This is a genomic window from Pseudovibrio sp. Ad26, from assembly GCF_001623285.1.
Lineage (GTDB): Bacteria > Pseudomonadota > Alphaproteobacteria > Rhizobiales > Stappiaceae > Pseudovibrio > Pseudovibrio ascidiaceicola.
In genome coordinates, this window is the sequence record NZ_LMCE01000015.1 from 241,755 (window position 1) to 266,085 (window position 24,331).

Annotated in this window: 17 protein-coding genes; 6 read left to right on the forward strand and 11 right to left on the reverse strand. The window is 51.9% G+C overall.

Annotated features, from left to right (window positions below):
- Positions 1–64 precede the first annotated feature (64 nt).
- The 4 genes from PsAD26_RS03995 to PsAD26_RS04010 form a co-directional block, all read right to left on the reverse strand.
- Positions 65–1,702 carry a thiamine pyrophosphate-binding protein gene (locus PsAD26_RS03995; RefSeq protein ID WP_063309349.1) on the reverse strand — a complete coding sequence of 546 codons (1,638 nt, stop codon included), beginning with the start codon at positions 1,700–1,702 and terminating at the stop codon, positions 65–67.
- 2 nt (positions 1,703–1,704) lie between these two features.
- Positions 1,705–2,988, reverse strand: coding sequence for a CaiB/BaiF CoA-transferase family protein (locus PsAD26_RS04000; RefSeq protein ID WP_063309350.1), 1,284 nt, complete (start codon positions 2,986–2,988; stop codon positions 1,705–1,707).
- A 197-nt stretch (positions 2,989–3,185) separates the two neighbouring features.
- Positions 3,186–4,016: an alpha/beta hydrolase-fold protein gene (locus PsAD26_RS04005; RefSeq protein ID WP_208985493.1), complete on the reverse strand. Its 831-nt coding sequence runs from the start codon at positions 4,014–4,016 to the stop codon at positions 3,186–3,188.
- A gap of 160 nt (positions 4,017–4,176) precedes the next feature.
- A complete protein-coding gene (locus PsAD26_RS04010) occupies positions 4,177–4,962 on the reverse strand; it encodes a potassium channel family protein (protein WP_063309352.1) in 786 nt (261 codons plus the stop codon).
- 208 nt (positions 4,963–5,170) lie between these two features.
- Between PsAD26_RS04010 and PsAD26_RS04015 the strand changes: the two genes are divergently transcribed.
- The 3 genes from PsAD26_RS04015 to PsAD26_RS04025 all read left to right on the forward strand — a co-directional run bounded on the left by PsAD26_RS04015 (position 5,171) and on the right by PsAD26_RS04025 (position 10,660).
- Positions 5,171–6,091 carry an SDR family NAD(P)-dependent oxidoreductase gene (locus PsAD26_RS04015; RefSeq protein ID WP_063309353.1) on the forward strand — a complete coding sequence of 307 codons (921 nt, stop codon included), beginning with the start codon at positions 5,171–5,173 and terminating at the stop codon, positions 6,089–6,091.
- A gap of 219 nt (positions 6,092–6,310) precedes the next feature.
- Positions 6,311–7,471 carry an efflux RND transporter periplasmic adaptor subunit gene (locus tag PsAD26_RS04020; protein ID WP_063309354.1) on the forward strand — a complete coding sequence of 387 codons (1,161 nt, stop codon included), beginning with the start codon at positions 6,311–6,313 and terminating at the stop codon, positions 7,469–7,471.
- A 3-nt stretch (positions 7,472–7,474) separates the two neighbouring features.
- Entirely contained in the window at positions 7,475–10,660 is a 3,186-nt protein-coding gene (locus PsAD26_RS04025) for an efflux RND transporter permease subunit (protein WP_063309355.1), read from the forward strand.
- A gap of 52 nt (positions 10,661–10,712) precedes the next feature.
- On the opposite strand, the gene PsAD26_RS04030 is transcribed toward PsAD26_RS04025, so the two are convergent.
- Positions 10,713–11,963, reverse strand: a complete 1,251-nt coding sequence (locus tag PsAD26_RS04030; RefSeq protein ID WP_063309356.1) for a cyclic nucleotide-binding domain-containing protein — start codon at positions 11,961–11,963, stop codon at positions 10,713–10,715.
- 290 nt (positions 11,964–12,253) lie between these two features.
- Here PsAD26_RS04030 and PsAD26_RS04035 point away from each other — a divergent pair, with 290 nt between their 5' ends.
- Positions 12,254–13,249 carry a hypothetical protein gene (locus PsAD26_RS04035; protein WP_208985494.1) on the forward strand — a complete coding sequence of 332 codons (996 nt, stop codon included), beginning with the start codon at positions 12,254–12,256 and terminating at the stop codon, positions 13,247–13,249.
- Positions 13,250–13,449: 200 nt separating this feature from the next.
- Here PsAD26_RS04035 and PsAD26_RS04040 read toward each other — a convergent pair whose 3' ends face one another.
- The 6 genes from PsAD26_RS04040 to PsAD26_RS04065 all read right to left on the reverse strand — a co-directional run bounded on the left by PsAD26_RS04040 (position 13,450) and on the right by PsAD26_RS04065 (position 20,416).
- Entirely contained in the window at positions 13,450–14,229 is a 780-nt protein-coding gene (locus tag PsAD26_RS04040; RefSeq protein WP_057461711.1) for an ABC transporter ATP-binding protein, read from the reverse strand.
- Positions 14,226–14,981, reverse strand: coding sequence for an ABC transporter ATP-binding protein (locus tag PsAD26_RS04045; protein ID WP_063295022.1), 756 nt, complete (start codon positions 14,979–14,981; stop codon positions 14,226–14,228). The genes PsAD26_RS04040 and PsAD26_RS04045 overlap by 4 nt, the downstream gene beginning before the upstream one ends.
- A 10-nt stretch (positions 14,982–14,991) precedes the next feature.
- Positions 14,992–16,149, reverse strand: a complete 1,158-nt coding sequence (locus tag PsAD26_RS04050; protein ID WP_063309357.1) for a branched-chain amino acid ABC transporter permease — start codon at positions 16,147–16,149, stop codon at positions 14,992–14,994.
- A gap of 4 nt (positions 16,150–16,153) precedes the next feature.
- Positions 16,154–17,182 (reverse strand): branched-chain amino acid ABC transporter permease, encoded by a 1,029-nt coding sequence (locus PsAD26_RS04055; RefSeq protein WP_063309358.1) that lies wholly within the window; start codon positions 17,180–17,182, stop codon positions 16,154–16,156.
- Between the two features lie 117 nt (positions 17,183–17,299).
- Positions 17,300–18,646 carry a substrate-binding protein gene (locus PsAD26_RS04060; RefSeq protein WP_193758241.1) on the reverse strand — a complete coding sequence of 449 codons (1,347 nt, stop codon included), beginning with the start codon at positions 18,644–18,646 and terminating at the stop codon, positions 17,300–17,302.
- A gap of 435 nt (positions 18,647–19,081) precedes the next feature.
- Complete coding sequence (locus tag PsAD26_RS04065) at positions 19,082–20,416, reverse strand: globin-coupled sensor protein (RefSeq protein WP_084403562.1); 1,335 nt, start codon at positions 20,414–20,416, stop codon at positions 19,082–19,084.
- A 333-nt stretch (positions 20,417–20,749) separates the two neighbouring features.
- Here PsAD26_RS04065 and PsAD26_RS04070 point away from each other — a divergent pair, with 333 nt between their 5' ends.
- Together PsAD26_RS04070 and PsAD26_RS04075 are read left to right on the forward strand one after the other, a co-directional pair.
- Positions 20,750–21,214, forward strand: a complete 465-nt coding sequence (locus PsAD26_RS04070; RefSeq protein WP_208860038.1) for an Rrf2 family transcriptional regulator — start codon at positions 20,750–20,752, stop codon at positions 21,212–21,214.
- 196 nt (positions 21,215–21,410) lie between these two features.
- On the forward strand, positions 21,411–24,329 hold the full coding sequence (locus tag PsAD26_RS04075; RefSeq protein ID WP_063309359.1) for an EAL domain-containing protein: 2,919 nt from the start codon (positions 21,411–21,413) through the stop codon (positions 24,327–24,329).
- Positions 24,330–24,331: the final 2 nt, after the last annotated feature.

Below are 24,331 nucleotides of genomic sequence, written 5' to 3' on the forward strand. Positions count from 1 at the left end.
CTCTTTAGAAATCAAAAAAGAGTGTGTCACCTTTCCTGCGACACACTCGAAAAGGCGAATGCCTCTATAATTTTCCGTCGTAGGCTCTGCGGTCAATGCGGCAAGCAAGAACAGTGAAGGTATCGCGCTCCAGCGCTGCCTTTGCTTCTTTCTTCAGGCTCTCTGCATCATCCACCCAAACACCATGCCCGCCATAAGCGTCAGCAAGTGCAGGGAAGTTGGTCGCAGAGAAGTCCACGCCCAGATTAGGGTTCTGGTTCGCGCGCTGCTTCAGCTCAATCAGAGACAAGCTCTCGTCGACCAGCACGCAGACAATAAACGGCACCTGCATATCTCGCAGAACCGCCAGATCACCAAGACCCATCTCCAGACCGGCATCACCTACAAACACAACAACCGGATCTTCCGGTTTTGCCATCTTATGCCCGATGCCAAGCGGCAAGGCACATGCCATCGTACAAAGCGCAGAACTCTGCAGCATGGTGCGTGGGGAGTGGCTCTCCCAGATCTGACTTACAAGTATGCGGTGAGCACCACTGTCGGCAGTCGCAACGGTGGTCTCCGGCAAGGCTTCACGAAGGCCATGAAACACAGTGGCAGGGCCCCAGCCGCTCTCTTCAGCACAAAAGTCAGCCTTCAGCTTGTCTTTGGCTGGTGCGATACGATCACGAAGCCAGTCGCTCTCCTCTGGATCAAGACTTGCCTCATCTTCTGGCGTCAGAGCCATCAGGGTCGGTTTCACATCGCCTTCCAACGTATGACTCACATGGTGCATGCCATGGCTGCGCAGCACAGGTGTCAGCTCAATAACCGATGTCTCTTCACTCCACGGATTGCGCCAGTTCACACGCATCTCAATAGGGTCGTAGCCAATGAGAACAACAAGGTCCGCATCAGCCAGCAAAGGCATCAGGCTATTGTCGGCTTTAGGTGACAAACCTGCGCCACCCAGCGAAAGCCTGTGGCCTTCAGGGATAAGCCCTTTGCCCTTGTAGCTGGTGATCAGCGGGATCTGATAGGCCTCACAGAAGGCCTCAATCTCATTGCCAGCATCTACGTTGACGGCATCAACACCGGCAATTGCGATGGGACGCTGAGCAGCCCCCAGCAAATCACGCGCCTGCTCCAGCACATCACCAAATGGCAGCTGTGCAGCACGGACACCGTAGTTTGGCGACTTCTGTGTTTCGTCGCTTTCACCTTCAGCAACGGAAATCGGCACATCAATGTGTACTGGCCCCGGTTGACCAGACATGGCAATGGAAATTGCCTTATCCATCATGGCATTCAGCGCACCCGGAGCCGCTTTGAAGCTGGCTTTCACAATAGGGCGGAGCAGTTGCTGATGGTCCATCACTTGGTGGGTGTATGTCTCAGCTTCAGCAGTATCCACGCAGCCTGTCAGGAAGATCAGCGGAACGCGATCCTGAAAGGCATTGGCAATCACGTTGACTGCGTTGGTGACACCCGGGCCAAGCGTTGCCAGTAAAACAACGGGGGCATCCGTGCCTTGGCGTGCAAGGCCATGCCATGCGCCTTCAGCCATAAAGCCACCAGCGTTTTCGTGCTTCACCAGATTGAATTTTAAGCCAGCAAGGTTCAATGCATCCATAAGCGCCAGCACTTCGCCGCCCGGAATACCGAAGGCGTATTGGCTGCCTGCCTGATGCAGTTTTTGAGCAATAAGATCAGCGCCGCGCATAATTATGAATCTCCCAGTGACACGACACCGCGAGCAGCGAGATCGTCAATTTCTTCTTTGGTTTTTTGTAGATACTTGGTCAGCACTTCAATGCTGTCCTCGCCAAGGGTCGGCGGTGCCTTCCGGTATGTAACAGGCGTCTTGCTGTAATTGATCGGGTTACCAATCAAGCTTACCTGACCATCGTCAGATTGCTTGTGTGGTAGAGAAATCTTCATACCACGATGTAGAATTTGCGGATCGCTGAACACGCCAGCCAGATCATTCACCGGACCACACGGAACGCCAACAGCCTCAAGCTCATCCGTCCAATGCTGGGCACCTTGTTTGATTGTGAACTGACGCAGCAAAGGCACCAGTTCAGCACGATTGCGCACGCGGTCAGCGTTGGTTGCAAAGCGAGGATCAGTGTTCAGTTCAGGGCACCCCAGAATCTCACAGAAACGCTGGTACTGCGCATCGTTGCCAACAGCCACCATGAAGTCCTTGTCAGAGGCCGGGAAGGTCTCATAAGGCACGATGGTTGGGTGCGCGTTGCCAAGTCGTTTCGGGACGTTGCCGTCGGTCAGATAAGAAAGGCCCTGATTGATTAGCCATGCCACCTGACAATCCAGCAAGGAGATGTCGATGTGCTGACCTTCACCGCTTTTCTCGCGGTGGTGTAACGCGGCCAGAATGGCGTTGCAGGCATACATCCCGCACATCACATCAGCAATGCCGACACCAATCTTGGTCGGGCTGCCGCCTTCATCCTCAGGAAGACCCGTGATGCTCATGATCCCGCCCATAGCCTGAATCAGCGCATCATAACCTGCACGATGTGAGTAAGGGCCAGTTTGGCCAAAGCCGGTGATGGAGCAGTAGATTAAGCGGTCATTTTTCGCACGCAGATCATCATATCCGAGGCCCTTACGAGCGAGATCACCAACCTTGAAGTTCTCGATAACCACATCAGCTGTTGCGGCCAGATCCTTCAGCATCTCGACACCCTCTTCAGAGCGCATGTCGATGCCAAGAGAATGCTTGTTGCGGTTGGAACTTAGATAATACGCGCTTTCGCCAGTATCCTCGCCGCCTTTGCCCTTCAGGAAGGGGGGCCCCCATTTGCGGGTATCATCACCGCGTTTAGGGTGCTCAATCTTGATGATCTCGGCGCCCATATCACCCAGCAACTGGGTGCAGGTTGGGCCTGCCAGAATGCGCGAAAGGTCAAGCACCACAAGGCCATCCAAAGGCCCTTTGGTGGTAGAGGACTGGTGCTGTTCACCGTCTACTAGAGAATTCAAACCGTCTAATCCATTGGTTTTGAGGCAAGATTGACCGCAAATGAAAGGTGACTGACCCTGTCATGTACAGCAATCCAGCAGATTTTGGAGAGACGTTAGAGCACTCAGAAAAGGCCCACCACAACAATCTGAAAAATCACACAGTATCGTGATGACCCGTGAAATTTGAAGTTTCTACCGTGATAGACCTGTGGGTTTTACCAGTGCTTTGTGTTGGCAAGATCAAGCCATGCACGCCGGATCCAGTTGGCCTTCATGGAGTGGCCTCCATCATGCAAGCACAGCTCCAGCTTCTCGCCTTTGGCAGACCATACATCACACTGTAATTCACCAGCGCTAATGGATGTTGGCTTGATGTCATAAAGGCCAGCCTGCCGCTTCCAGACATCCAAACTGTCAAACACATCGGACTGACGCCAGTTTGTGCCAATAGCACGGCCTACCATCGGAACGGTTTTATCTTCAACCCCGTGGGTGTGATAAAGGTTGGTCAAAGGAGAAGGGCAGGCTGCGGGGATCGGGTCCCAGAAAGCACCGGCAATCGGAGCAAAGCCGGCGTAGTTTTCACCTTTGTAGCAGGCCAGGTTCCAAACCATGGAACCACCCATGGAAAAGCCTGAGAGCAGGATTTTCTCACGATCAATCGGGAAGCGGTCAGAAACGTCTTTAAGCATCTCATCAAAGAACTTGAACTCGTCACGATCCTGACTTGGAGAACCCGGATAGGACCAGGAACCGCCGATGCCCTGCGGTACAATCAAAGCAACACCAAGCTCATTTGCAAGACCGCGAAGAGCTTTATTCTGGATGGCGCGATCAGCTTTGCCTTTCCACCCGTGCAGGTAGATTATGGCGCCAATCTGTTCATCATCAGCAGGAGAATCCGGAAGTGCAATATAGTATTCACCGCTCTCAACTTCACAGGGAGCTGTCACACCACAGGTCGCTTCCTCTGCCATTGTTGCATTGGGAACCAACCCGGAAATAACCACGGTAGCAAACGTAATCGCACTTGTAAGAAGGCTCATGCCCATTCCACTTCTTGCCGCTCTCTCGGATTAAACCTATTGAAATTCATGGATAAATCCAGGAATTGCCGAGACTAATTTTGTTTATGCTAACATACGCCTCAAGGGCGGTCTTACTCTCAAAATTGATGCCGTCATTTACGGGTTACCGCAAGAGGACCTACTGCCATTCCCCTTCCGTGGGAATGTGCAAAGTATTGCCGCAATGCTTGCAGTGAACGGCGTCATTATCGTGACGATTAAGGCCACAATCAGGACAGGCATATTTTACTTTAGACGGACGGAAGATGGTTTGGATCAGCCGCAAAAACAGCGCCACGCCAAACACCATGATGATGATCGTGATCGCCCGCCCCATCGTATCCGTCATGGTGATATCGCCATAACCCGTGGTCGTCAGCGTGGTAACGGTAAAGTACAGCGCATCCATGTAGGAGTTGATGTCTGGATTGAGTTGCGCCTCAATCACATAAACAACTGCGCTTACCATAAACACGAAGACCAGCAGGTTCATCGCCGAATTGATGATCTCTTCACGCTCCTTGAACCACGAAAACGTCTCTCGCAAATCCTTCACCACATGGTAGGAGCGTAACAACCGCAACATGCGGATTACGCGCAAGAAGCCGAGGTTTTCGATAAGAGCTTCAGCAAATAAAGACAGGATTACAATAAGGTCTGCAATGGCCGTGCTGTCAAACGCAGCTTTGAAGGGCCGCAATGCAATGGTGAGGCGGAATCCGTAGTCAATCAGCAGAATAAAACCAATCGCCCAGTCCAGACGTGGGTAGCCCTCCAGCTGAGGAAGCGTCGCAGAAAGCACGAAATAGAGGATCGTGACCACATCAAACATCAGTAACCCGATACGCCATGAGCGTGCGGCTGTGGTCTGCCCGAAATACAGGCGTCGCAAAGCGCCCCTGAAATCGGTTACTGCTTCCTGCATAAAACTAGATCCCTCAATCCCGACAATGCGCCCGATAAAAATCTACTAGCAAATGTGGACATTTCTGCAAAGTCACTCAAGCTCATCACGCATAAACTTTCGTGTGAGCGGCGCTATCTCGCCCGCACCAGAAAACCTTACGCTTTCCCTCAGTGAGTTTATCGAAAAATTCTGCAACTGATTAAAGGGTTTCTGCTCTACTTCTGGCATGAAGAAAGCCAAGGCCATTCCGGTGCCACCACCTCCCGGGTATTTGGAGGAATGGCGGGCAACCAACAACACCTGTCTGGTAACAGGCGCAACGGATGGCATCGGACGAGCGCTTGCGATCCGTCTGTCAGACGCTGGGCAAACCATTGTAGTTGTGGGCCGTTCTAAGGAGAAAGTGAGTGCCGTTCTCAAAGATGTCGGCGACGCCGGCCCCAATCGCTCCCACCGTGGCTTTGTGGCAGACCTCTCCCTCATCTCAGAAGTAGATCGTCTCGCCGATGAGATCTCGCAAAAGCTGCCGGACCTGACCCGTATCGTCCTCTGCGCGGCCGAAACGCCGGGGTTTCGCGGCATCACAGGAGAGGGGATCGAGGCTGGGTTTGCGGTCAACTATCTCAGTCGGTTTCTGCTGCTGAATAAGATCACACCGTTGCTCAAAGACCAAACAGCGCCAAGGGTCGTCTCGTTTGCAAGCCCGGTGACAAAGTTCGAACTACCCGACCTGAACATCCTCAACGATCCTGACTGTCAGCTCGACAGTTGGAATCGGGGAAGAGCGCACGCCAACTGCAATCTTCTCTTTCTGATGGAACTGGCTGATCAGCTGAAGGACACTGACATTTGCGTCAACGCGTTTGGGCCCGGTCTTGTCCTGACTAAGCAAATGCAGGGCTACAGCGCCATGAGACGATTTTGGCTGGGTATGAAAAGTTCACTGGTCGGCAAATCTGCCCCCTATGCTGCCTTGCCAGCAATGCATATGCTGCTCTCGCAGGATTTCGCAGGCAAGACCGGAGGGTTCTATGAATGCGGAACAAAAATCCCTCCAGATCAGCAAATTCTGAGCAAAGAAACCCGCCAGAAATTCTGGACAGAGACCTCGCAGCTTGTGCACTTGGCTCAGGCAAACAAGGGGTAAAAAATTCCAGAAACTGATTTTTGTGACACCAGTCACGGGCTTTCCTTTGGGAAAGTGAGAAGACATTTTCAATTCTCAAGTTGACGCGATTTTCACGCTGCCAGGGGGCCTTGGCAGCGAACACTTAAGCTGTGCCCGCAGCCATCAAGGATTAAGTTACTTCCCTAGGGTAATGTTCGGCAAGCGCTGCCAGCAATTCTCAATGTGTAAGAGTAAAAAATGAAAAACAAAATAGAGTTCCCTGCCGGCCGGAATGGAAGCCTCTTTTCAGCAACTCGTAAAATCGCCGCTTCATTATTGGTGGCATCTCTTGGCAGTTTCTTCGTTGCTGGAGTGGTCAATGCGCAAGAGGCAGCACCACCTCCTCCTCCAGGGGTGCTAGTAGAGCCTGCGCGTGACGAAGTTATCGAAGAAGAACGTGTTTTCGCTGGTCGTACTGAAGCAATCAGTCAGGTCGCTCTTATCGCCCGTGTTGGCGGGTTCCTTGAGCCTTTGGAGTTCAAAGAAGGTCAAAATGTAAAACGGGGTGAGTTGCTCTATGTGATCCAGCAAGAGCCTTACGAATTTGCAGTTGAACAGTCTCAGGCCAATTTAGAAAGTGCTCAGGCAAAAGTGGATCTGGCGAAGGTCGATTTCGACCGTAAGCAACAGTTGGTCAACCGAGACACAATCTCGGTCTCGGAGCTTGATACAGCCCGCGCCAACCTAAAAGAAGCTAATGCCACATTGGCACTGCGGCAGGCGGACCTCAAGCTTTCCGAACTCGACTTGAGCTATACGGAAATCCGCGCTCCTTTGGACGGTCAGGTCGGAACCTCCACGTTCAAAGAGGGGGCTTACGTCAACGCCAACAGCGGCACACTTGCAACCATCACCTCGCTGGATCCGATCCGTGTTGCTTTCCCGGTGCCACAGACCCTGATTTTACAGGCTCAACGAGCAGACAATATTGGCGCTGATACCACAATAATCAAGCTGCGATTGTCTGACGGTAATTTCTATGATTACGAAGGTAAACTGGACTTTCTGGAGGCGGAGGCAAATCCGGGAACGGATACTGTAACTGCTCACGCGACCTTCAAGAATCCGGATCGGATGCTCTTCGATAATCAGCTGGTTGATGTGGTCGCCAGTGCAAAAGATGCCAAACCCGTACTGGTTGTCTCCCAATCTGCATTGCTGCTGGATCAGGAAGGCCCTTACGTTCTGAAGGTGAACAAGGAAGACGTCGTCGAACAGCAGCGTATCACCGTTGTTGATCAGATCAACGGTCTCGTCATCGTCGGAAGCGGCCTCGAAAAAGGGGACCTGGTGATCACATCCGGTATCCAGAAGGTTCGCCCGGGAATAAAAGTCAATGCTCAGCTGGCAGGTCAATAAACCATGATCTATGACATGTTTATTCGCCGGCCTCGGCTGGCGATGGTGATTTCAATTCTCATAGTCGTGGTCGGCGCGATCTCGATCTATTCAATTCCGGTGTCGCAATACCCAACCATTGCACCACCAACCGTGCAGGTGAATGCCACCTATATCGGTGCGGATGCTTTGACAGTGGAAGAGAGTGTAGGCCAGCTTGTTGAAGGCGCGGTCAACGGCGTAGACGGCATGCGCTATATGAAGTCGTCGTCTTCCAGCGATGGCACATACTCGCTGACGGTTTACTTCGACCTGACAACGGACCCAGATATCAATGCGGTGAACGTTCAGAACCGAATAAGCACGATCGAGAGTAAGCTACCGCAAGAGGTTCGGGATCAGGGGGTAAACGTCACCAAAAAGGCCGGTGATCTCCTGCAGGCGATCTCCTTCTACTCGCCGGACCAGACACATGACGGTCTCTTCATTTCCAACTACGTCACCATTAACATTGTTGATGAGCTGAAGCGTATTCCGGGCGTGGGGGATGCCAGCGTATTCGGCGCGCAGGATTATTCCATGCGCATCTGGCTCGATCCGGTCAAATTAAGAGCCCTCAATCTGACGGCAGAGGACTTAATCGCAGCTGTTCAGTCGCAAAACAAGCAGGCTGCGGTGGGCCGTGTCGGTGCTGCGCCTTTGGCTGCCGATCAGCAACTTCAGCTGACAGTCACTGCAAAAGGCCGTTTGAATACGGTTGAAGAGTTCCAGAACATTGTTCTGCGAGCAAATCCTGATGGTTCCGTGGTTCACTTGAAAAACGTGGCCCGTGTGGAGCTCAGTAGCGCCTCCTTTGATGTGCTGGCAGAATACAACCAACAGCCAACGGCGATGGTGGGGATTTATTTGTCACCGGGCGCGAATGCGGTGGCCGTGTCAGAAGCCGTCAATGAGCGTATCGCGTATCTGGCAGAGCGTTTTCCGGATGATCTCACATACACGTCCATCTTCGACACCTCACTCTTCGTGAATGAGATGATTTCGAAGGTCATCCACACACTGCTGGAAGCCTTCGTGCTCGTGACCATCGTGGTCTACGTTTTCCTTGGTAAATTCCGGGCGACCCTCATTCCACTGATTGCGGTTCCCGTTTCCATCATCGGGGCGGTCGCTGTGGCCTTTATGATGGGCTACACAGCCAACACAATCTCGCTGCTGGCCTTGGTGCTCGCCATCGGGATCGTAGTGGATGATGCGATCATCGTAGTAGAGAACGTCGAACGCATTATGCACGAACACCCTGATCTCACCCCGGCTCAGGCAACATCAAAAGCGGTGAGTGAAATTGCAGCACCCGTGCTCGCAACAACGCTTGTACTGCTCTCCGTGTTTGTGCCAGTGGCCTTTCTGCCGGGATCATCCGGTGTGCTTTTCAGAGAGTTCGCGGTCTCCATCTCCGCTGCGATGGTGATCTCCACAATCAACGCGCTGTCGCTGTCTCCTGCCCTTTGTGCCATCTTGATGAAGTCGGAAAATCTGACAGGCGCCATGGCCAAGGTATCCAAGAAGATTGATGACGTCGGACATGGGTATGCTGGCCTCATCAAGCGCATTGCAAAGATGTCGTTGTTTTCACTGCCCGTCGTCGTAGGCTTCGCGCTGTTTGGTTTCCTGATTGTCTCCAACACGCCAGATGGCTTCATTCCGGATGAAGACAAAGGCTACGCCATGGTGCTGGTTAACTTGCCACCGGGTGCGTCTCGCAACCGTACTGAAGCGGTTATGCGCAAAGCAGATGACATCATCCGCAAAGACCCAGCAGTCAACTCCACCACAATGATCATCGGGTTAGACCTGCTGGCAGGCGGCGGTTCATCACCAAATGCTGGTGTTTTCTTCGTTAAACTCAAAGATTACGAAGAACGTCCATCCCGTGAATTGTCCTCTTTTGCGTTCGTCTACAGAGCATACGGAGCTTTGTCGGGCATTCCGGAGGCAACCTTCTTCCCGGTCAACCCTGCCGCTATTGATGGTCTAGGCACTGTAGGTGGCTTTGAGTTCATCATGGAAGCATTGGAAGGTCAGGATCCAACAGTACTGGCACAGATCTCCCGTTCCCTGATCGTTGCGGCGAATGAAGCACCGGATATCGCGTCTTTCTTCACCACCTTTAACGCAAACACACCGCAATTGAATGTGAAGCTGGATCGTGAGCGAGCTCAGGTGCTTGGTCTTAATATTGCTAGTGTTTACAACGCATTGCAGGCCACGCTGGGCGGCTATTACATCAACGACTTCAACCTCTATGGCCGGACATGGACTGTCCGCCTTCAGGCTGAGCAGAAGTATCGCTCAGGTATTGAAGACATTGGTTCCATCTTTGTCCGATCAGATACAGGGGAGATGGTTGAACTGTCCTCCGTTGTGCACACTGAGCTGTCGCGTGGAGCAAATACCATCACACGCTACAACAACTACCGCGCTGTCGCTTTCAACGGTAATGCAGCCCCCGGCGTAGGCCTGGGCGAAGCTTTGGCAGCGATGGATGGTGTTGCTGCAGAAGCTCTGCCAAAAGGTTATGCATACGAGTGGACAGGTCTGGCACTGGAGCAAAAGGAAGCCGCGGGTCAAACTGCGCTGGTATTGGGGTTGGCATTCTTGTTTGCCTACCTGTTCCTTGTTGCGCTCTATGAAAGCTGGAACACGCCAATCCCCGTTCTGCTTTCGGTCGCTCCGGCCTTGGCAGGGGCTTTGTTGAGCCTGTGGGTCTTTGGCCTCGCGTTCGATCTATATGCACAGATCGGTATGGTCATTCTGATCGCGCTGGCAGGTAAGAACGCGATCCTTATGAACGAGTTCTCACTAGAAAAACGCATTGATGGCATGGGGATCTACGAATCCGCAATTGAAGGCGCTCGCTTGCGCTTCCGTCCAGTGATGATGACATCACTTGCCTTCTCTGCAGGTCTGGTGCCACTGGTGATCGCATCCGGTCCAGGTGCAGGTGCCATGGTTGCTGTGGGTGTGCCAGTGTTGGTTGGCATGCTGTTCTCGGCCACCTTCGGCATCTTCCTCATCCCTACCCTTTATGTCAGCTTCCAGTGGATGCGCGAAAAGGCTGGCTGGACCATTGAAGAAGGTCGTGCAGCAAGAGGGACCGGTGGTGAGTTGGCGGTTGATGCCAAGGATGAAAAACCATCTGAGAACTGATTTGCAAATGATCTTGATGACAATGAAAAAGGCGCCCCAGGCGCCTTTTTTGCTATGCAACACGCAGCAAGGCAAACCAGTAAAATGCCGCAAGACCAGCAATCGCGTGGCTGGTGGAAACCGCCACCCACGACCGTCGATACTGGAACATCACTCCCCAATAAAAACTCACCATAAACGTCAGTAAAACCGCCAGTTTGGAATAGGGCAGGTGGATGATGGAAAAGGCAACAGAAGCTGCAAAATTGCCCCAGAACACAGAGGAGAGCTTATGCGGCCCCAAGGCGGCAGTCACCGGAACTTGCATGCCACACCGAACAATGAACTGCTGAATAGGGCACATCACAAGCGCATAAAAAACCGCGAAGGCAACCTCAGGCCATCCCATAAACGGTCCTTGTACCTGATGCGTGAGAAAGTAGAAGGAAAACGACTCTTCTGAAGGATGCACAATGTACCGGGTCACTGCCATCACCAGAATAATCGGAACAGTCATCACCACCCCATAACCAAACTGGCTTGGGAGATGACTGAATTCAAGCCCGAAGATGCGTGGCGGCAAATAAAGATTCTTCATAATGTAAAACAGAATTGCCGCAAGAATGAAGTTCAGGCTCAAGCTGTAAACTGTCATCGCAATAAAGCCGTAGCCGTAATCATCAAACGTATTTTTGTAGAGGCTGATGAACAACGCAAACGATGACATAGCGATCATGTTCGCCACCAGCAAAACCGCATAAGCCTGCAAACGTCGTGACCGGATCTTGATCTCTTCCAGCACTCGGGAACTGCTTTGCTCCAGCTGATGCGCCGCCTGCCGGGCAAAATAGCGAAACAGCATGGAGTTGGTTTCAGTCGAGGTCGGCAAAGTGCCGTATCTGTTCCAGCTCAGCGAGGCGACAACCGTATCCCGTTTGGCCCGAACACTTGCGATGTAGCTTTGCGGTCCGACATGGGCACGAATATAGGCCAGTTCTCCCGCCACATCACCCGCTTTCAGGTGACCCAGAACAGTATCTGCCCCGTCCTGATCTTCTTTGATAACTTCCAGATCCCCTTCAAGAATGATGAAAAACCGGTCAGCGCTTTGCCCTTGCACCAGCAAATCCTCATGGGCTTTGAGGGAGTAGTACTGGGCACAATCCAGCACCTCCCGAATAACAGGCTGGGTTGGCAAACCAAGATCGAGGAGTCGCTGATGCAATTGCGTGCGATGGCGCGGGATATTGCCGTAGCTCACCTCAAGCCGTGATTTGTTTTTTTTAGGAGACTGTTCCTCATCGCGCTGGGACAGGAAGCGCATCTATGGGCCTTCTTTCAGTAACATCCTCGGCTGATCAGCCTTGTTGCGGATTTTACCCTGCCCGCGCCATCCTGCATGCACTTTGGCAAATCATGGTAATCCTGCACCAATGGGATCTCTCAAATGCCATTCAACTCTATAGCGTATTCCCGAGAAGGGGGTCGGTTTTCAGGTAAGAACAGGTGCCAAACTCTAAGGCTTTAGGGAAACTCTGGAAATGGTGGGAAAGATTTCAGAGTGGCGCCAAACAACCGTGCACGCTTAGATATCGAAAAGCGCAGGAGGGTTGGTTGGTCTTTTCATTGCTGCAATATAAATCCTATCAGTGGATGCCGCGAGACAGAGAGGAAAATCACTGCAAGTTTATTTCCAGCAGAGGCTTCGCCAAAACCTGCCAAAGCCGGAACCAGAAACTTAAGTCCTCAGTCCCTGATCTCGACGATGACCTGCTGGAGCATCATCATAACGGTGCTACGCTTTACATCACCACCGACGCCCTGCCGTATTTCGTCCAAACCAAACTGCTGCACATTCGCGAACCATTCGTCCTGCTCAGTGGAGACAGTGATCTGCCCATAGGACCGGACACAACCCTGCCAAACACGCTGTCCTCACTTGATCTGAAGAACCTGCTATCCCATCCGCTGCTGGTTGCATGGTACGCGCAGAACTTGGCTATCAAGCATGAGAAAGTCTTCAACCTGCCCATCGGTTTGGACTATCACACCATGACCGCCCGCAAGTCTCACGCTTGGGGGACCTTCCAGACACCGCTTGAGCAGGAAGAGTGCCTGCGCACTGTGATCGCCAGCGCTGCCTCATTGGAAGACCGAGAGGTCCGAGCCTACTGCAACTGGCACCATGCAGCGCATCGCGGAGACAGAGCAGAGGTGATTGAGGTGGTTGATGATTCCACCGCCTATTTTGAAAATGAGCACCTTCCTCGCGAGCAGTCCTGGCGTAAAAACGCACAGTTCCTCTTCACGATCAGTCCTTTTGGGGACGGAATGGACTGCCACCGCACATGGGAAGCCTTGTTTCTTGGAGCGATTCCCATCGTCAAATCCTCCAGCCTAAACCCGCTGTTCAAAAACTTACCAGTCGTGGTTCTGGATGATTGGGTCGAGCTGACCAGTGAACGTCTACTAGAGGAGAAACAACAAATCCTGGCAGGAACCTTTGACTTCTCCAGTCTCTACCTGAGTTTCTGGCAAGACCGCTTTCTGGGTCATGAACCTGCACGCCAAGGTCCTCTGACCTATCAGCAGTTCTTAAATACTCTTTGAAAAATGATGTGCCGAAAAAGAAAAAGACCAGAGGAACGAATCCTCTGGCTCAGGTAAAGGGTCAATAGCCCTTGGGGGAACTTGATCGGGATTTCTGAACATGCTGAAAAATGCTCAGAGACACCCTGCAAAATAAAGCAAGTTGCAGACTCAGAACTAACGCAACCTGCTTTTGCGGAGCTGACGCGCAAGCAAAAACGTCAGATCGCCAGATAGGTTTGCCGTAGCTCTTCGTTGTCCAGCACCTCTTGCGCGGTGCCATCAAACACCACTTCGCCCATGTCCAAAATAACCGCACGGTCCGCAAGGTGCAGGGCAGCCACAGCGTTCTGCTCCACGATAATTGTCGTGATGCCCAGTTCCTTCACATTCTCAAGAATGCGCTCAATCTCCTGAACGATCACCGGTGCAAGGCCCTCATATGGCTCATCCAGCAACAGCAGCTTCACGTCGCGAGCCAACGCACGGGCCACAGCCAGCATCTGCTGTTCACCGCCAGACATGGTCACTGCTTCCTGCTTGGCACGCTCGGCAAGGCGAGGGAAGTGATCGTACAGGCGCTCAATCGACCACCCGTGCGGCTCCGAGATCTGCGCCAGCTGAAGGTTTTCCTCAACGGTCAGCCCCGGAATGATCCGGCGATCTTCTTGCACCAGCTGGATCCCGTTCTGAGCTGCCAGATAGTTTGGCATCTCATGAATAGGTTTATGGTCCAGCCAGATCTCACCATGTGTCAGCTGCGGGTCGCTGGCACGTGCAATCGCGCGAAGAGTAGACGTCTTCCCCGCCCCATTTCGTCCCAGCAGCGCAAGGATCTCACCTTCGCGAATATCAAAGCTAACACCCTGAACAATATAACTTTCACCGTAATAGGCATGCAGATCCCAAGCCGAGAAGTAAGCCGGAGCACCACCCTTGGAACGCACAGGCGTAACACCCGGTGCAGTCGCGCCTTTGAATTGATCTTCGAGAATGGTCATACGTGCGCGCCTCCCAGATAAGCTTCCTGAACGCGTGGATCGCCTTTGATGTCTTCTGGTTGCCCTTCAGCAATCACAGTGCCCTGTGCCAGAACGCTGATTTTGCTGGCGAGGGAGAACACCACGTGCATGTCGTGCTCGATAACAATCTTGGTAATGCCGCGCTCACCAATACGCTTCAGCAGATCAATGGTGTTGTTGGTGTCAGCACGAGACATGCCCGCTGTTGGCTCATCCAAAAGCAACAGTTTTGGATCCTGAACCAGACACATCGCCAGCTCCAGGCGCCGCTTGTCGCCTCGTGAAAGAGAGTCTGCAGTCATGTCTTTCTTATCTGCAAGCCCAACATCCTCAAGCATATGCATGGCTTTGTCGCGTATCTCGCCCTGACCATCCACACGAGCCCAAGCATTCATGGTGAATGCCCCATCGCGCTTTGCCAGAGTTGGGATCATCACGTTTTCCTGCAAGGTCAGATCACCAAAGATCTCTGGCGTCTGAAACACGCGGGAAACACCTGCCTGATTGATCTCATGCGGCTTAGCACCAATGAGATCCTTGCCTAGAAAAGTCACAGAGCCTGTATCCGGAATCAGGCGGCCCACAAAGCAGTTGAGCAATGTGGATTTGCCCGCGCCGTTTGGCCCGATGATGGCATGTACATGCCCTTGCTCGATGGAAAGGTTCACGTCATCGAGAGCTTTCAGGCCACCAAAGCGCTTGTTTACGCCCTTAACACTAAGAATTTCCATGGTTGCCTCTCTATTCCGCTGCATTCGCTGATGCTGGAGAATGCGAATGACCTGTTCCCTTGCCAACGCGCGAAGGCTTGCGGCGGAACATTTTGGTTATCCGGTTGAAGCCCTCCATGATGCCACCAGGCAGAAAGATCACGATCACCATAAACAGCAAACCAAGCGTCAAGTGCCACCCTTCGCCCACAAACAGGCTCGCAAGGCTCACCACCGGCCCCTCCATGAAGTCAGGCAGGAAAGAGAAGATAGCATGCAGTGTCTGCTCGTTGTACGCAGAGAAGATGTTCTCGAAGTACTTGATGAGGCCTGCACCAAGGATCGGTCCAAGCAGAGTACCAGCACCACCAAGAATGGTCATCAAAACCACCTCACCAGATGCCGTCCATTGCATGCGCTCAGCGCCTGCAAGTGGATCGGTCACCGCCAGCAGACTACCCGCAACACCAGCAAACATACCGGAAATAACGAAAGCAGTGAGTGTGTAAGGCCGTGTGTTAAGGCCGGTGTAGCTCATTCGGTTCTGGTTGGATTTCACAGCACGCAGCATCATGCCAAACGGACTGCGGAAGATGCGTTGTGAAATGTAAAACCCAATGATGAGCAGAACGGCACAAAAGTAGAAGCCTGAGTATCCGGTCATCTCAATACCAAACAGGTTGGAGATTAACGGCCCAGAGGCTTCTGAAGAGCTGTCAAACAACCGCGGGTCGGATTGCAACACCCGCAGACCCGTCTCACCATTGGTGATTGGGGTCAGCACAGAGTAAGCCAGATTATAGCTCATCTGCGCGAAAGCGAGCGTCAGAATGGAAAAGTAGATGCCTGATCGACGCAGTGAGATATAGCCGATTGCAACTGCAAAGAGGCTAGAGAACACCACGGAAAAGAGCAGTGCAGGGAGTGGGTTCATACCTAGCAACTTGAAGCTCCAGACAGCTGCGTAGGATCCAACACCCAGAAAGACTGCATGACCAAAACTGAGATAACCAGTCAGGCCAAACAGCAAGTTGAAGCCTAAGGCAAACAGCCCGAAGATGGCGAATTTTTGCAGGAGATCTGGATACCCGGCACCAATCGGTGCCAGCCATATTGGCATTGTCAGGATTGCAGCTGAAAACAGCACAAGCATGAGCAGGTCGGAGCGTGGAGAGTTCTTGGTCATCATTGGCTCAGGTCTCCATCACGCCCTTGCGGCCCATAAGTCCACGCGGACGAACCAGAAGGATAATAACTGCAACAAGATAGATAATGATCTGGTCGATACCCGGCAGAATGGTCTTCACCTCGTTCATACTCGCAAAACTTTGCAAGATGCCCAGCAGGAAGCCAGCTGATACCGCGCCGGGCAGGGAGCCCATGCCACCCACAACCACCACTACGAAGGACAGTACGAGGAAGTCCATACCCATGTGGTAATCTGGCGGAAGGATCGGCGTGTACATAACACCAGCAAGGCCTGCGACGACCGCAGCAACGGCAAAGACCAGCGTAAAGCGACGCTCAATGTTGATGCCAAGAAGGCCAACAGTTTCGCGGTCAGCCATGCCAGCGCGAACAACCATGCCAAAGGTGGTGAATTGCAGGAAGGCAAAGACCCCGCCAATCACGCTGAGTGAGAAAAACAGATACACAATGCGCCACTGCGGATAAACAACGGTTCCCGGGTCGAAACCAAGCATAACACCCAGATCCATAGCACCGCGCACCATGTCAGGGGCTGATTGTGGAATGGGGTTGGCACCGAAATAAGTTTTGATGATCTCTTGCAAAACAATGGCCAGACCAAAGGTCACAAGGATCTGCTCAGCATGTGGGCGTTTGTAGAAGTGGCGGATCAAACCACGTTCCATCACATAACCAACCAGCAGCATGACCGGAATAGCGAATGCGATAGACAATGGAACGGAGTAGTTCAGCATCGTCGTGCCAGTGTCACCCAGCCAAACCTCAATGTAAGGCACACGGGTTTCCAAAGGCGTGCCCCAGGCAGTGGTCTTGGTTGGATCGACAACAACCTGCTCAAGGCCAATCAGTTTATTGAAAGCTACGGCACAAAATGCGCCAAGCATAAACAAGGCCCCATGGGCGAAGTTCACAACTCCAAGCGTACCGAAGATAAGCGTTAGCCCAAGCGCAATCAAAGCATAGGCACCGCCCTTATCAAGGCCGTTGAGAATTTGAAGAACGATGGCGTCCATCCGCTCTTCTCCCTTTAAATTCGTGAGAAGGTGCAAGGCATCCAATGCGGAACATTAGTGGTTCAAGCAGGAGCCATTGCCCGGCTGCAAAAACCTGCAGCCGGGCAAACGGTGTTGTTAGACCTTGTAAGGTCCAAGCTCGCCACCAAAGATCTCTGGGTCATACGTGACCTGAGAAGCAGGTGTCACTTCAACAACTTCCAGAAGGTCAAACTGGGAAGTCGCGTTCTCGTTACCTTTCACGACCAGCACATCCTTGAAGCACTGGTGATCAGAGCCGCGGTAAAGAGTTGGGCCGTTACCCATACCGTCGAACTGGTGATCTTCCAGAACTTTGATAACCTCTGCTGGATTGAAGGTGCCCGCACGCTCACACGCATCTGCATAAAGCAGTGTCTGAACGTAGCAGGTGTGTGCAGCCTGGGATGGTGGGAAGCCATATTCCTGGCCGAACGACTTAACAAAGGCCTTGGAACCGTCGTCCTGCAAGGACCAGTTCCAGTTGGTTGTGCCGTAAATACCCTTGATGTTTTCGCCTGCACCCTGAGCCATAAGGCGGGAGTAGAGCGGAACGATGATCTCAAAGTTCTTGCCATTTACAAGCTTGTCACGCAGACCAAACTGAACAGCCTGCGTCAGCGAGTTGATCATATCCTTACCGTAGTGGTTCAGGATCAACACATCAGCACCAGAGTTCAGAACAGGTGCAATGTACTGAGAGAAGTCACCAGCACCCAATGGAGTACGGACTTTGTTGACGGTTTCCCAGCCAAGGCCTTCTGTGGTGTTGGCAATGGACTCTTCCTGTGTCCAGCCCCATGTGTAGTCAGCTGTCAGGTGATAAGCACGGCGGTCTTTGCCCATCTCTTTTTCAAGCACAGGGCCAAGCGCTGCACCGGACATATAAGCGTTGAAGAAGTGGCGGAAGCCATAACGCCGCTTGTCCTTGCCGGTGGTGTCGTTGGAGTGGGTCAGACCGCACATAAATACGACGCCCATTTCCTGCGCCAGAGACTGCTGTGCAATCGCCACGCCGGAAGAAGAGCCACCTGACCACATGACAACGCCGTCTTTTTCGATCATGCGCTTTGCAGAGGCGCGAGCCGCATCAGACTTTGTTTGAGTATCACCGGTGACGTAGTCAACTTTCTTGCCAAGAACGCCGTTACCATTGAGCGAAAGCGGCTTCATGGTGCTCAGCATACCGCCGTCACCTTCACCGTTCAGGTGCTTGACGGCCAGCTGATAAGCACGCAGCTCGTCCGCGCCTTCGTCAGCATAGGCGCCTGTTTGTGGCACGTTGAAACCGAAGGTGACTGTTTTGGAATTGGTTGGGTCATTGCGGAAATTGGTTTCAGCCCAGGCGCTGCGGCTGATAATAGTTGGGGTCGCCAGTACCAGACCACTGGCTGCTCCCGCCTTCAATAGGCTACGCCGATTCATCGGCCTACGAATAATGCTCATGAAATCCTCCCGAAAGGCAAAATGCCCGAAATGACGTGATAGAGGTCCCGTCCTCCTAAGAACCTGCCGCGTTCACCATTCCTTGTTCACCAGAAACAGTTACGTCAGCTCACGCAAAGGAAAGCCTAGTTCGGTAGTATAATGAATCGCAATTCGACTTATGGTTTTTAAACCAAAGGTTAATATCAAGTAAGATTCTATTATATGTTGTAAATCTTTTGTCCTATTTAGTTTTAATGAAGTGTTGCACTGCAAATGTGACTTGAATGAAATAAATGCGTTTTACGTAAGGTGTCCGTTAAAACTGTAAAATACTGAATTCATGAAGAATGTCGTTTAAATTTCTCAGGGTATGCAGAGCACTGGTGTTTGTCTTTTGGTTGAAGGACAAACACCAGTTTTTCGTAGTGCAGCTAACGCAAGTGCGAAGGCTTTCTATCGCAAGTTGCCGAGGAAAGTGCCAACCGACGAACGCAGGTCAGCAGCCTGATTGGATAAAATTTGTGCAGCATCCAGCACGCCAGAAGCGGTTTTGTCGGTTTCATCCGCCGCTTTTTGCACTTGGCCGATGCTATCTGACACCTGCGTGGTCCCCAATGCAGCATCCTTGATGTTCACAGCAATGGATTGCGTCGCGATGCCTTGTTGTTCAACCGCACTGGCAATGGCATTCGCGCTGTCATTCATTTCTTCAATGATCACTTTGATCTCAGAGATAGCCTCTTTGGACTCACTTGTGCTCTCCTGAATCCCAGAGATCTGATCGCTGATCTGCACAGTCGCATTCGCTGTCTGCTGAGCAAGCGATTTCACCTCATGTGCAACCACCGCAAACCCTTTGCCCAACTCACCAGCGCGCGCCGCTTCAATGGTTGCGTTGAGGGCGAGCAGATTGGTTTGCTCGGATATTTGAGTAATCAAGTCAATAATATCACCAATCTCGATTGCCACTTGGGACAGATGATTGACCTGCTGGAAGGCCTTTGTGGATGCGAGTGTCGCGTTGGAGGCTGTAATCGTTGTTTTGTGAACCTGCTCGGCAATCTCGGAAATGGCAGTCCCCAGTTCCTCAGTTGCGGAGCGCACCGCCTCCACGTTTTGAGAGGCATCCAGAGACGCTGCTGCCACGCTGGAACTGATCTCGTTGGTGTGCTCTGAGTTGCCGGAAAGAGAAACTGCAGACCCATGTAGCTGATCTGCAGCGCTGGCAATGGAGGACGTGACTTGGCCCACGGATCCTTCAAAATGCTCTGCAAGGTCCGTTAGAAACTCTTGACGCGCCTCTTCCCCGGTCTGTTCATAAACCGCCAGCGCAAGGTCCATATCAAGCAGAATGACCTTGTTGAGGATGTGAGGCAGGTTCTTGCTTGATCGGCTGGAGCGGGAGAATAAGCTGCCACCAGACTGCTCAAGAAGAGCTGTGCTGAGCAACGTTCCCAACCTGCTGTAAGCTCCGATATACCATTGCGGTGTCAGGCCGAGCCGCTGATGCGTTCTGCCGATCCGCTGCACAGATTGAGCATAGTCATCATCCAACTTCCCGCTGCATATGAGCCGCCAATGCTCATGCTGCTTCTCCCGTGCATGACGCATGTGCTCTTCATTCTTGAAAAACTTCATGGTCTCAGGAAAGTTTCGAATGTGTCTATAAAACTCATCCAAGACCTCCGGCATGATTGCCATGATAATATCTTGGGAGTTTCCAAGTTCTTCCAATTCTGCCGAAGAAATACAGTGATACTTCAATCGATCATCGATAGTTTCGCTCATTAAAAATCCATGCTTAATAAATCATAGTTTTCGTTTCTTTCAGTTATTACGTAAGGAAATATTGGGGTCACGAAAGAAAAAAACGCAAAAAAAGTTATTTACGCTAAGTATAGAAGATAAATTCTAATTGCCCCAGCGTAATGGTTTGGATGCGTGTAGTTGGTAATTGTATTTATATTTTGATAACTTTTGACGGAGATCAATGTTCCCATGTGAGTACTGCTCTTTTGTAGTATATGACCGGTGTCAATCAATAAAAATAATACCCCAAATGTTTTTATTAACTGTAATTCGATGAAGCAATTTCAGCTTTAGAGTAAGGTCGAGGTACCTATGAAATTAACTGGGATGACAGATGTAGCGGTACGCATACTGATGCTCATGGCTGTCAACCGGAGCGACAAGTGGACAATTGACCGCTTGTCTGAGGCAACCAACAGCGGGCGCCCTCAGGTCGCCAAGGTCGTGCAGATCCTAAACCGGAAAGGCTACATCAAATCCAGACGCGGGAGATTGGGTGGTCTGATGCTCGCTCATGCGCCAGCTTCTATCAATATCGGCAAACTCATCCGCAATGTTGAAGACAACTTCGCACTGGTGGAGTGCTTTGCATGTAATCCTGCCAAACCATGCCCGCTCTCGGGTGTCTGCCGCTTCAAAGGCAAGCTGAAGCATGCGCTGAATTCTTTCATGGAAGAACTGGATGCAATCAACTTGACGCAGATTATTGAAAACGCAGATGAAATTAGGACAAGCGTTGAGGTGAATGCAGAAAGAAAGCTAGAGCTCTCTGCCTAGTCCGATGCAATTAAAGTGCATTTAACCAACCTGCTTTCGTGAGCATTAACTGACAAAACTCATAGTTTGGTAGTGCTCACGCCTGCTTAAGACAGTTTCGCGACAATCAGGTCTTGTTCATGAGACCTCTGTGACCTCACGCACGAGGTTTTTGTTCATTTGGCGAATAGCAAACTGTTCGGCGCAGGCAATTTCTATGAGACGAGTCCGGCACTCAATTTCTCTTAAACTAGCAATCATCTCTGTTGTCGCCATTGCTCTATCTTATTTTGCGCTGACATTTCTCGTTGTAATTCAGTGGGAAAGAACGCTCCAACTCCAAAGCGAACAGCTCTCTCAAATCGCTGTAAACCAGTTCTCCACCACACTTGAACGCGATGTTGCTTTGATAAGACACCGTATTCAGTCTCAGCTATCCGAAACGGCAGCTAGTCTCTCTGCTATTGGCGAGCGCGGTGACATCGTAAAAGCTGCAGAAACACGCGTCTGGGCAGGGGATGTGAACATCCTGTCACTGGTGCAGGAAGGCACGCCGCTTGACGCTATTATCCTGCTGAACTATCGCGGTCAGATCGTTGGTGCATCCAAGCGGGCTGATCCCGGGCTAATACAGAAGCAACTTCTTAAAGTGCATCTGAAACAGTCGCTTAGTACTGTCTGGACACCCTCAACCGGCACGGGCCCAGCCGTCAGATACACACTGCTTCCCGCCACACAGTTTGGCCCGCTCTTGCCGGGAGAGCCGGATGCGGGAGTCTCTCAGGTCCTCTATTCCTCACTCATAGATCCGGGCACCCAATGGCGTGGTGCGTTGGTGGCGCAGCGCTGGTTTCCTTTCAACTCCGGCGTGATTGACGAATACAGCAAGATCTCAGGCGCTGAGATTGCTATTTTCTATCAGGAAAAGCTGGTTGGTGCGTCTCCAAATGCGCCGGTGGAAGCCCTGCAAATGCCAGAAAACCTACGCAAACTCAAGATCCTGAACACTGCATTTGAGTTTTGCGACAATGGCCCATCTCCCCTTGTAATCTGCGCATTCAAGCCACTGGAGGTCCTTCTGGACGCGCAGGAACGTCTACGCAATGTAGGGGAAGAAACAAGCTCTCAAACCTTTGAGCGGCTTATCGTTTTGGGCTTTACCGCTTGTCTCATCATTTTCATAGTAGCCCTGTTTGTCTCCCGCAAAATGTCCCAGCCATTGCAACGCATTGCAGATGCTCTTTCTGATGTGGCAGGAGGAAACTTTGATGTGCGGGTAGAAGGTACCCGAAGAATGGACGAGGTCGGAGAGATCGCCCGCGCCGTCAAAGTGCTCCAAGCCTCCGCTCGCGAGCGCGACAGTTTGCGCCTCAACATCCAGCGCAAGAACAAGGAATTACGCAAGCAAGAACAGCAATTGGTGAAGCAAAATACGTTATTCGACGCGGCTCTCAACAATATGTCTCATGGGTTGTGTATGTTCGATACACAGAAAAGATTGATTGTGTTTAATCAGCGCTTTGATGACATCTTCGCTTGTGAGCAGGGTGAGGGGAAAATTGGTATGACATGGGACGAAATGGTCCAATGTATGCCGTTGGCTCAGGAGTTCTTGGAGGAGGCAGACGAAAACTCTGTCGCTCAACAGCACTGGCCCAGCTCAGTACGCAGCACCTTCACGCTCACACTGCAAAGCGAGCAGGTCATCCTGATGACGCTTGAGCCGCAAGATGGTGGCGGCTGGGTTGCTATCTTCGAAGACATCACTGACAGACAGCGCATCAGTGATCACCTGAGTTATCTCGCAACACACGATGCCTTGACCAAGCTGCCCAATCGCTTGCTGATGAACGAACGCCTGCAAGAGATGAAACAAGCCGCCCTTGAGCAGGATGAGCACTTCGGAATTTTGTGGCTGGACCTCGATGAGTTCAAGACCATCAACGATTCACTGGGCCATGCTGTCGGCGATAAGCTCCTGTGCCACGTCGCAAAAATCCTGCGAGAAAAGGTGTCCAACAAAGAGATGGTCGCCCGTCTCGGCGGTGATGAGTTCGCGATCTTGTCTAAATTGCCTGCTTCTCGTGAAGATCTGGAACAGCTTGCCAAAGAAGTGCTGAAAGTCATCGCTTCTCCCTGTTTCCTGGAAGGTCATGAAATTGTGGTCGCTGCAAGTGTCGGTATCGCGACATTCAGCAAGGAATATCAAAATGTGGATGAGCTTATCCGCTTTGCCGACCTTGCTTTGTATCAGGCCAAAAATGATGGTCGAAACACCTTCCGCTTCTTCGAAGATGACATGGCTGCCAAAATCAAGCAGCGTCAGACCTTGATCACCGACCTCTACAAAGCCACCGCAAATCGGGAGCTGGAGGTTTATTTCCAGCCACAGGTCATCTTGGCAACCGGCGAAATCTCGGGGTTTGAAGCACTACTGCGCTGGAACCACCCGCGCTACGGTTTCATCTCACCATTCGAGTTTATTCCACTGGCAGAAGAAACAGGTCTGATTCTGGAAATCGGGGCATGGGTACTGGATGAAGCTTGCTCTCTGGCTGTCGGTTGGCCGAAGCGGGTGAATTTGGCAGTCAACCTGTCACCCCGTCAAATTTACTGCGAACAGCTTCTACCGGTTGTCGATGATGTGCTGGCTCGTACGGGTCTGGATCCCGGACGGCTTGAATTGGAAGTGACAGAAACTGTGTTACTGGCAGATCATCTACGCGTGCGCCAGACTCTGGCGAAACTGCAGCAAATCGGCGTTAAGATCTCTATGGATGACTTTGGAACAGGCTACTCCTCACTGAGTACACTCCGTCGCTTCCCCTTTGACAGGATCAAAGTTGATAGGTCTTTCGTGATGAGTATGACTGAAGATGATGACTCCCGCTTCATCGTCAACTCCGTCATCGATCTTGCAAACAGCCTCGGCATCACAACAACAGCAGAGGGCGTTGAAAGCAAAGAGATCGCAGAGCAATTGACGGCAATGGGATGTTCTGAAGCGCAGGGCTATTACTTTGGCAAGCCTGCACCTCCCAATCAGGCGCTTTTCTGGATGCTGGAAGAAGCACGCGGCGTCACGCTGGAAGCGCAGGTCAACAACTCAAAACTGACCAAGAAAGCCGCAGGCTAAAT

What these genes read in the sequence shown, in the direction of transcription:
- PsAD26_RS03995 (WP_063309349.1), bottom strand. Translation starts at nt 1,702, where the DNA reads ATGCGCGGCGCTGATCTTATTGCTCAAAAACTGCATCAGGCAGGCAGC.
- PsAD26_RS04005 (WP_208985493.1), bottom strand. Translation starts at nt 4,016, where the DNA reads ATGAGCCTTCTTACAAGTGCGATTACGTTTGCTACCGTGGTTATTTCC.
- PsAD26_RS04010 (WP_063309352.1), bottom strand. Translation starts at nt 4,962, where the DNA reads ATGCAGGAAGCAGTAACCGATTTCAGGGGCGCTTTGCGACGCCTGTAT.
- PsAD26_RS04015 (WP_063309353.1), top strand. Translation starts at nt 5,171, where the DNA reads ATGAAGAAAGCCAAGGCCATTCCGGTGCCACCACCTCCCGGGTATTTG.
- PsAD26_RS04020 (WP_063309354.1), top strand. Translation starts at nt 6,311, where the DNA reads ATGAAAAACAAAATAGAGTTCCCTGCCGGCCGGAATGGAAGCCTCTTT.
- PsAD26_RS04025 (WP_063309355.1), top strand. Translation starts at nt 7,475, where the DNA reads ATGATCTATGACATGTTTATTCGCCGGCCTCGGCTGGCGATGGTGATT.
- PsAD26_RS04030 (WP_063309356.1), bottom strand. Translation starts at nt 11,963, where the DNA reads ATGCGCTTCCTGTCCCAGCGCGATGAGGAACAGTCTCCTAAAAAAAAC.
- PsAD26_RS04040 (WP_057461711.1), bottom strand. Translation starts at nt 14,229, where the DNA reads ATGACCATTCTCGAAGATCAATTCAAAGGCGCGACTGCACCGGGTGTT.
- PsAD26_RS04045 (WP_063295022.1), bottom strand. Translation starts at nt 14,981, where the DNA reads ATGGAAATTCTTAGTGTTAAGGGCGTAAACAAGCGCTTTGGTGGCCTG.
- PsAD26_RS04050 (WP_063309357.1), bottom strand. Translation starts at nt 16,149, where the DNA reads ATGATGACCAAGAACTCTCCACGCTCCGACCTGCTCATGCTTGTGCTG.
- PsAD26_RS04055 (WP_063309358.1), bottom strand. Translation starts at nt 17,182, where the DNA reads ATGGACGCCATCGTTCTTCAAATTCTCAACGGCCTTGATAAGGGCGGT.
- PsAD26_RS04060 (WP_193758241.1), bottom strand. Translation starts at nt 18,646, where the DNA reads ATGAGCATTATTCGTAGGCCGATGAATCGGCGTAGCCTATTGAAGGCG.
- PsAD26_RS04065 (WP_084403562.1), bottom strand. Translation starts at nt 20,416, where the DNA reads ATGAGCGAAACTATCGATGATCGATTGAAGTATCACTGTATTTCTTCG.
- PsAD26_RS04070 (WP_208860038.1), top strand. Translation starts at nt 20,750, where the DNA reads ATGAAATTAACTGGGATGACAGATGTAGCGGTACGCATACTGATGCTC.
- PsAD26_RS04075 (WP_063309359.1), top strand. Translation starts at nt 21,411, where the DNA reads ATGAGACGAGTCCGGCACTCAATTTCTCTTAAACTAGCAATCATCTCT.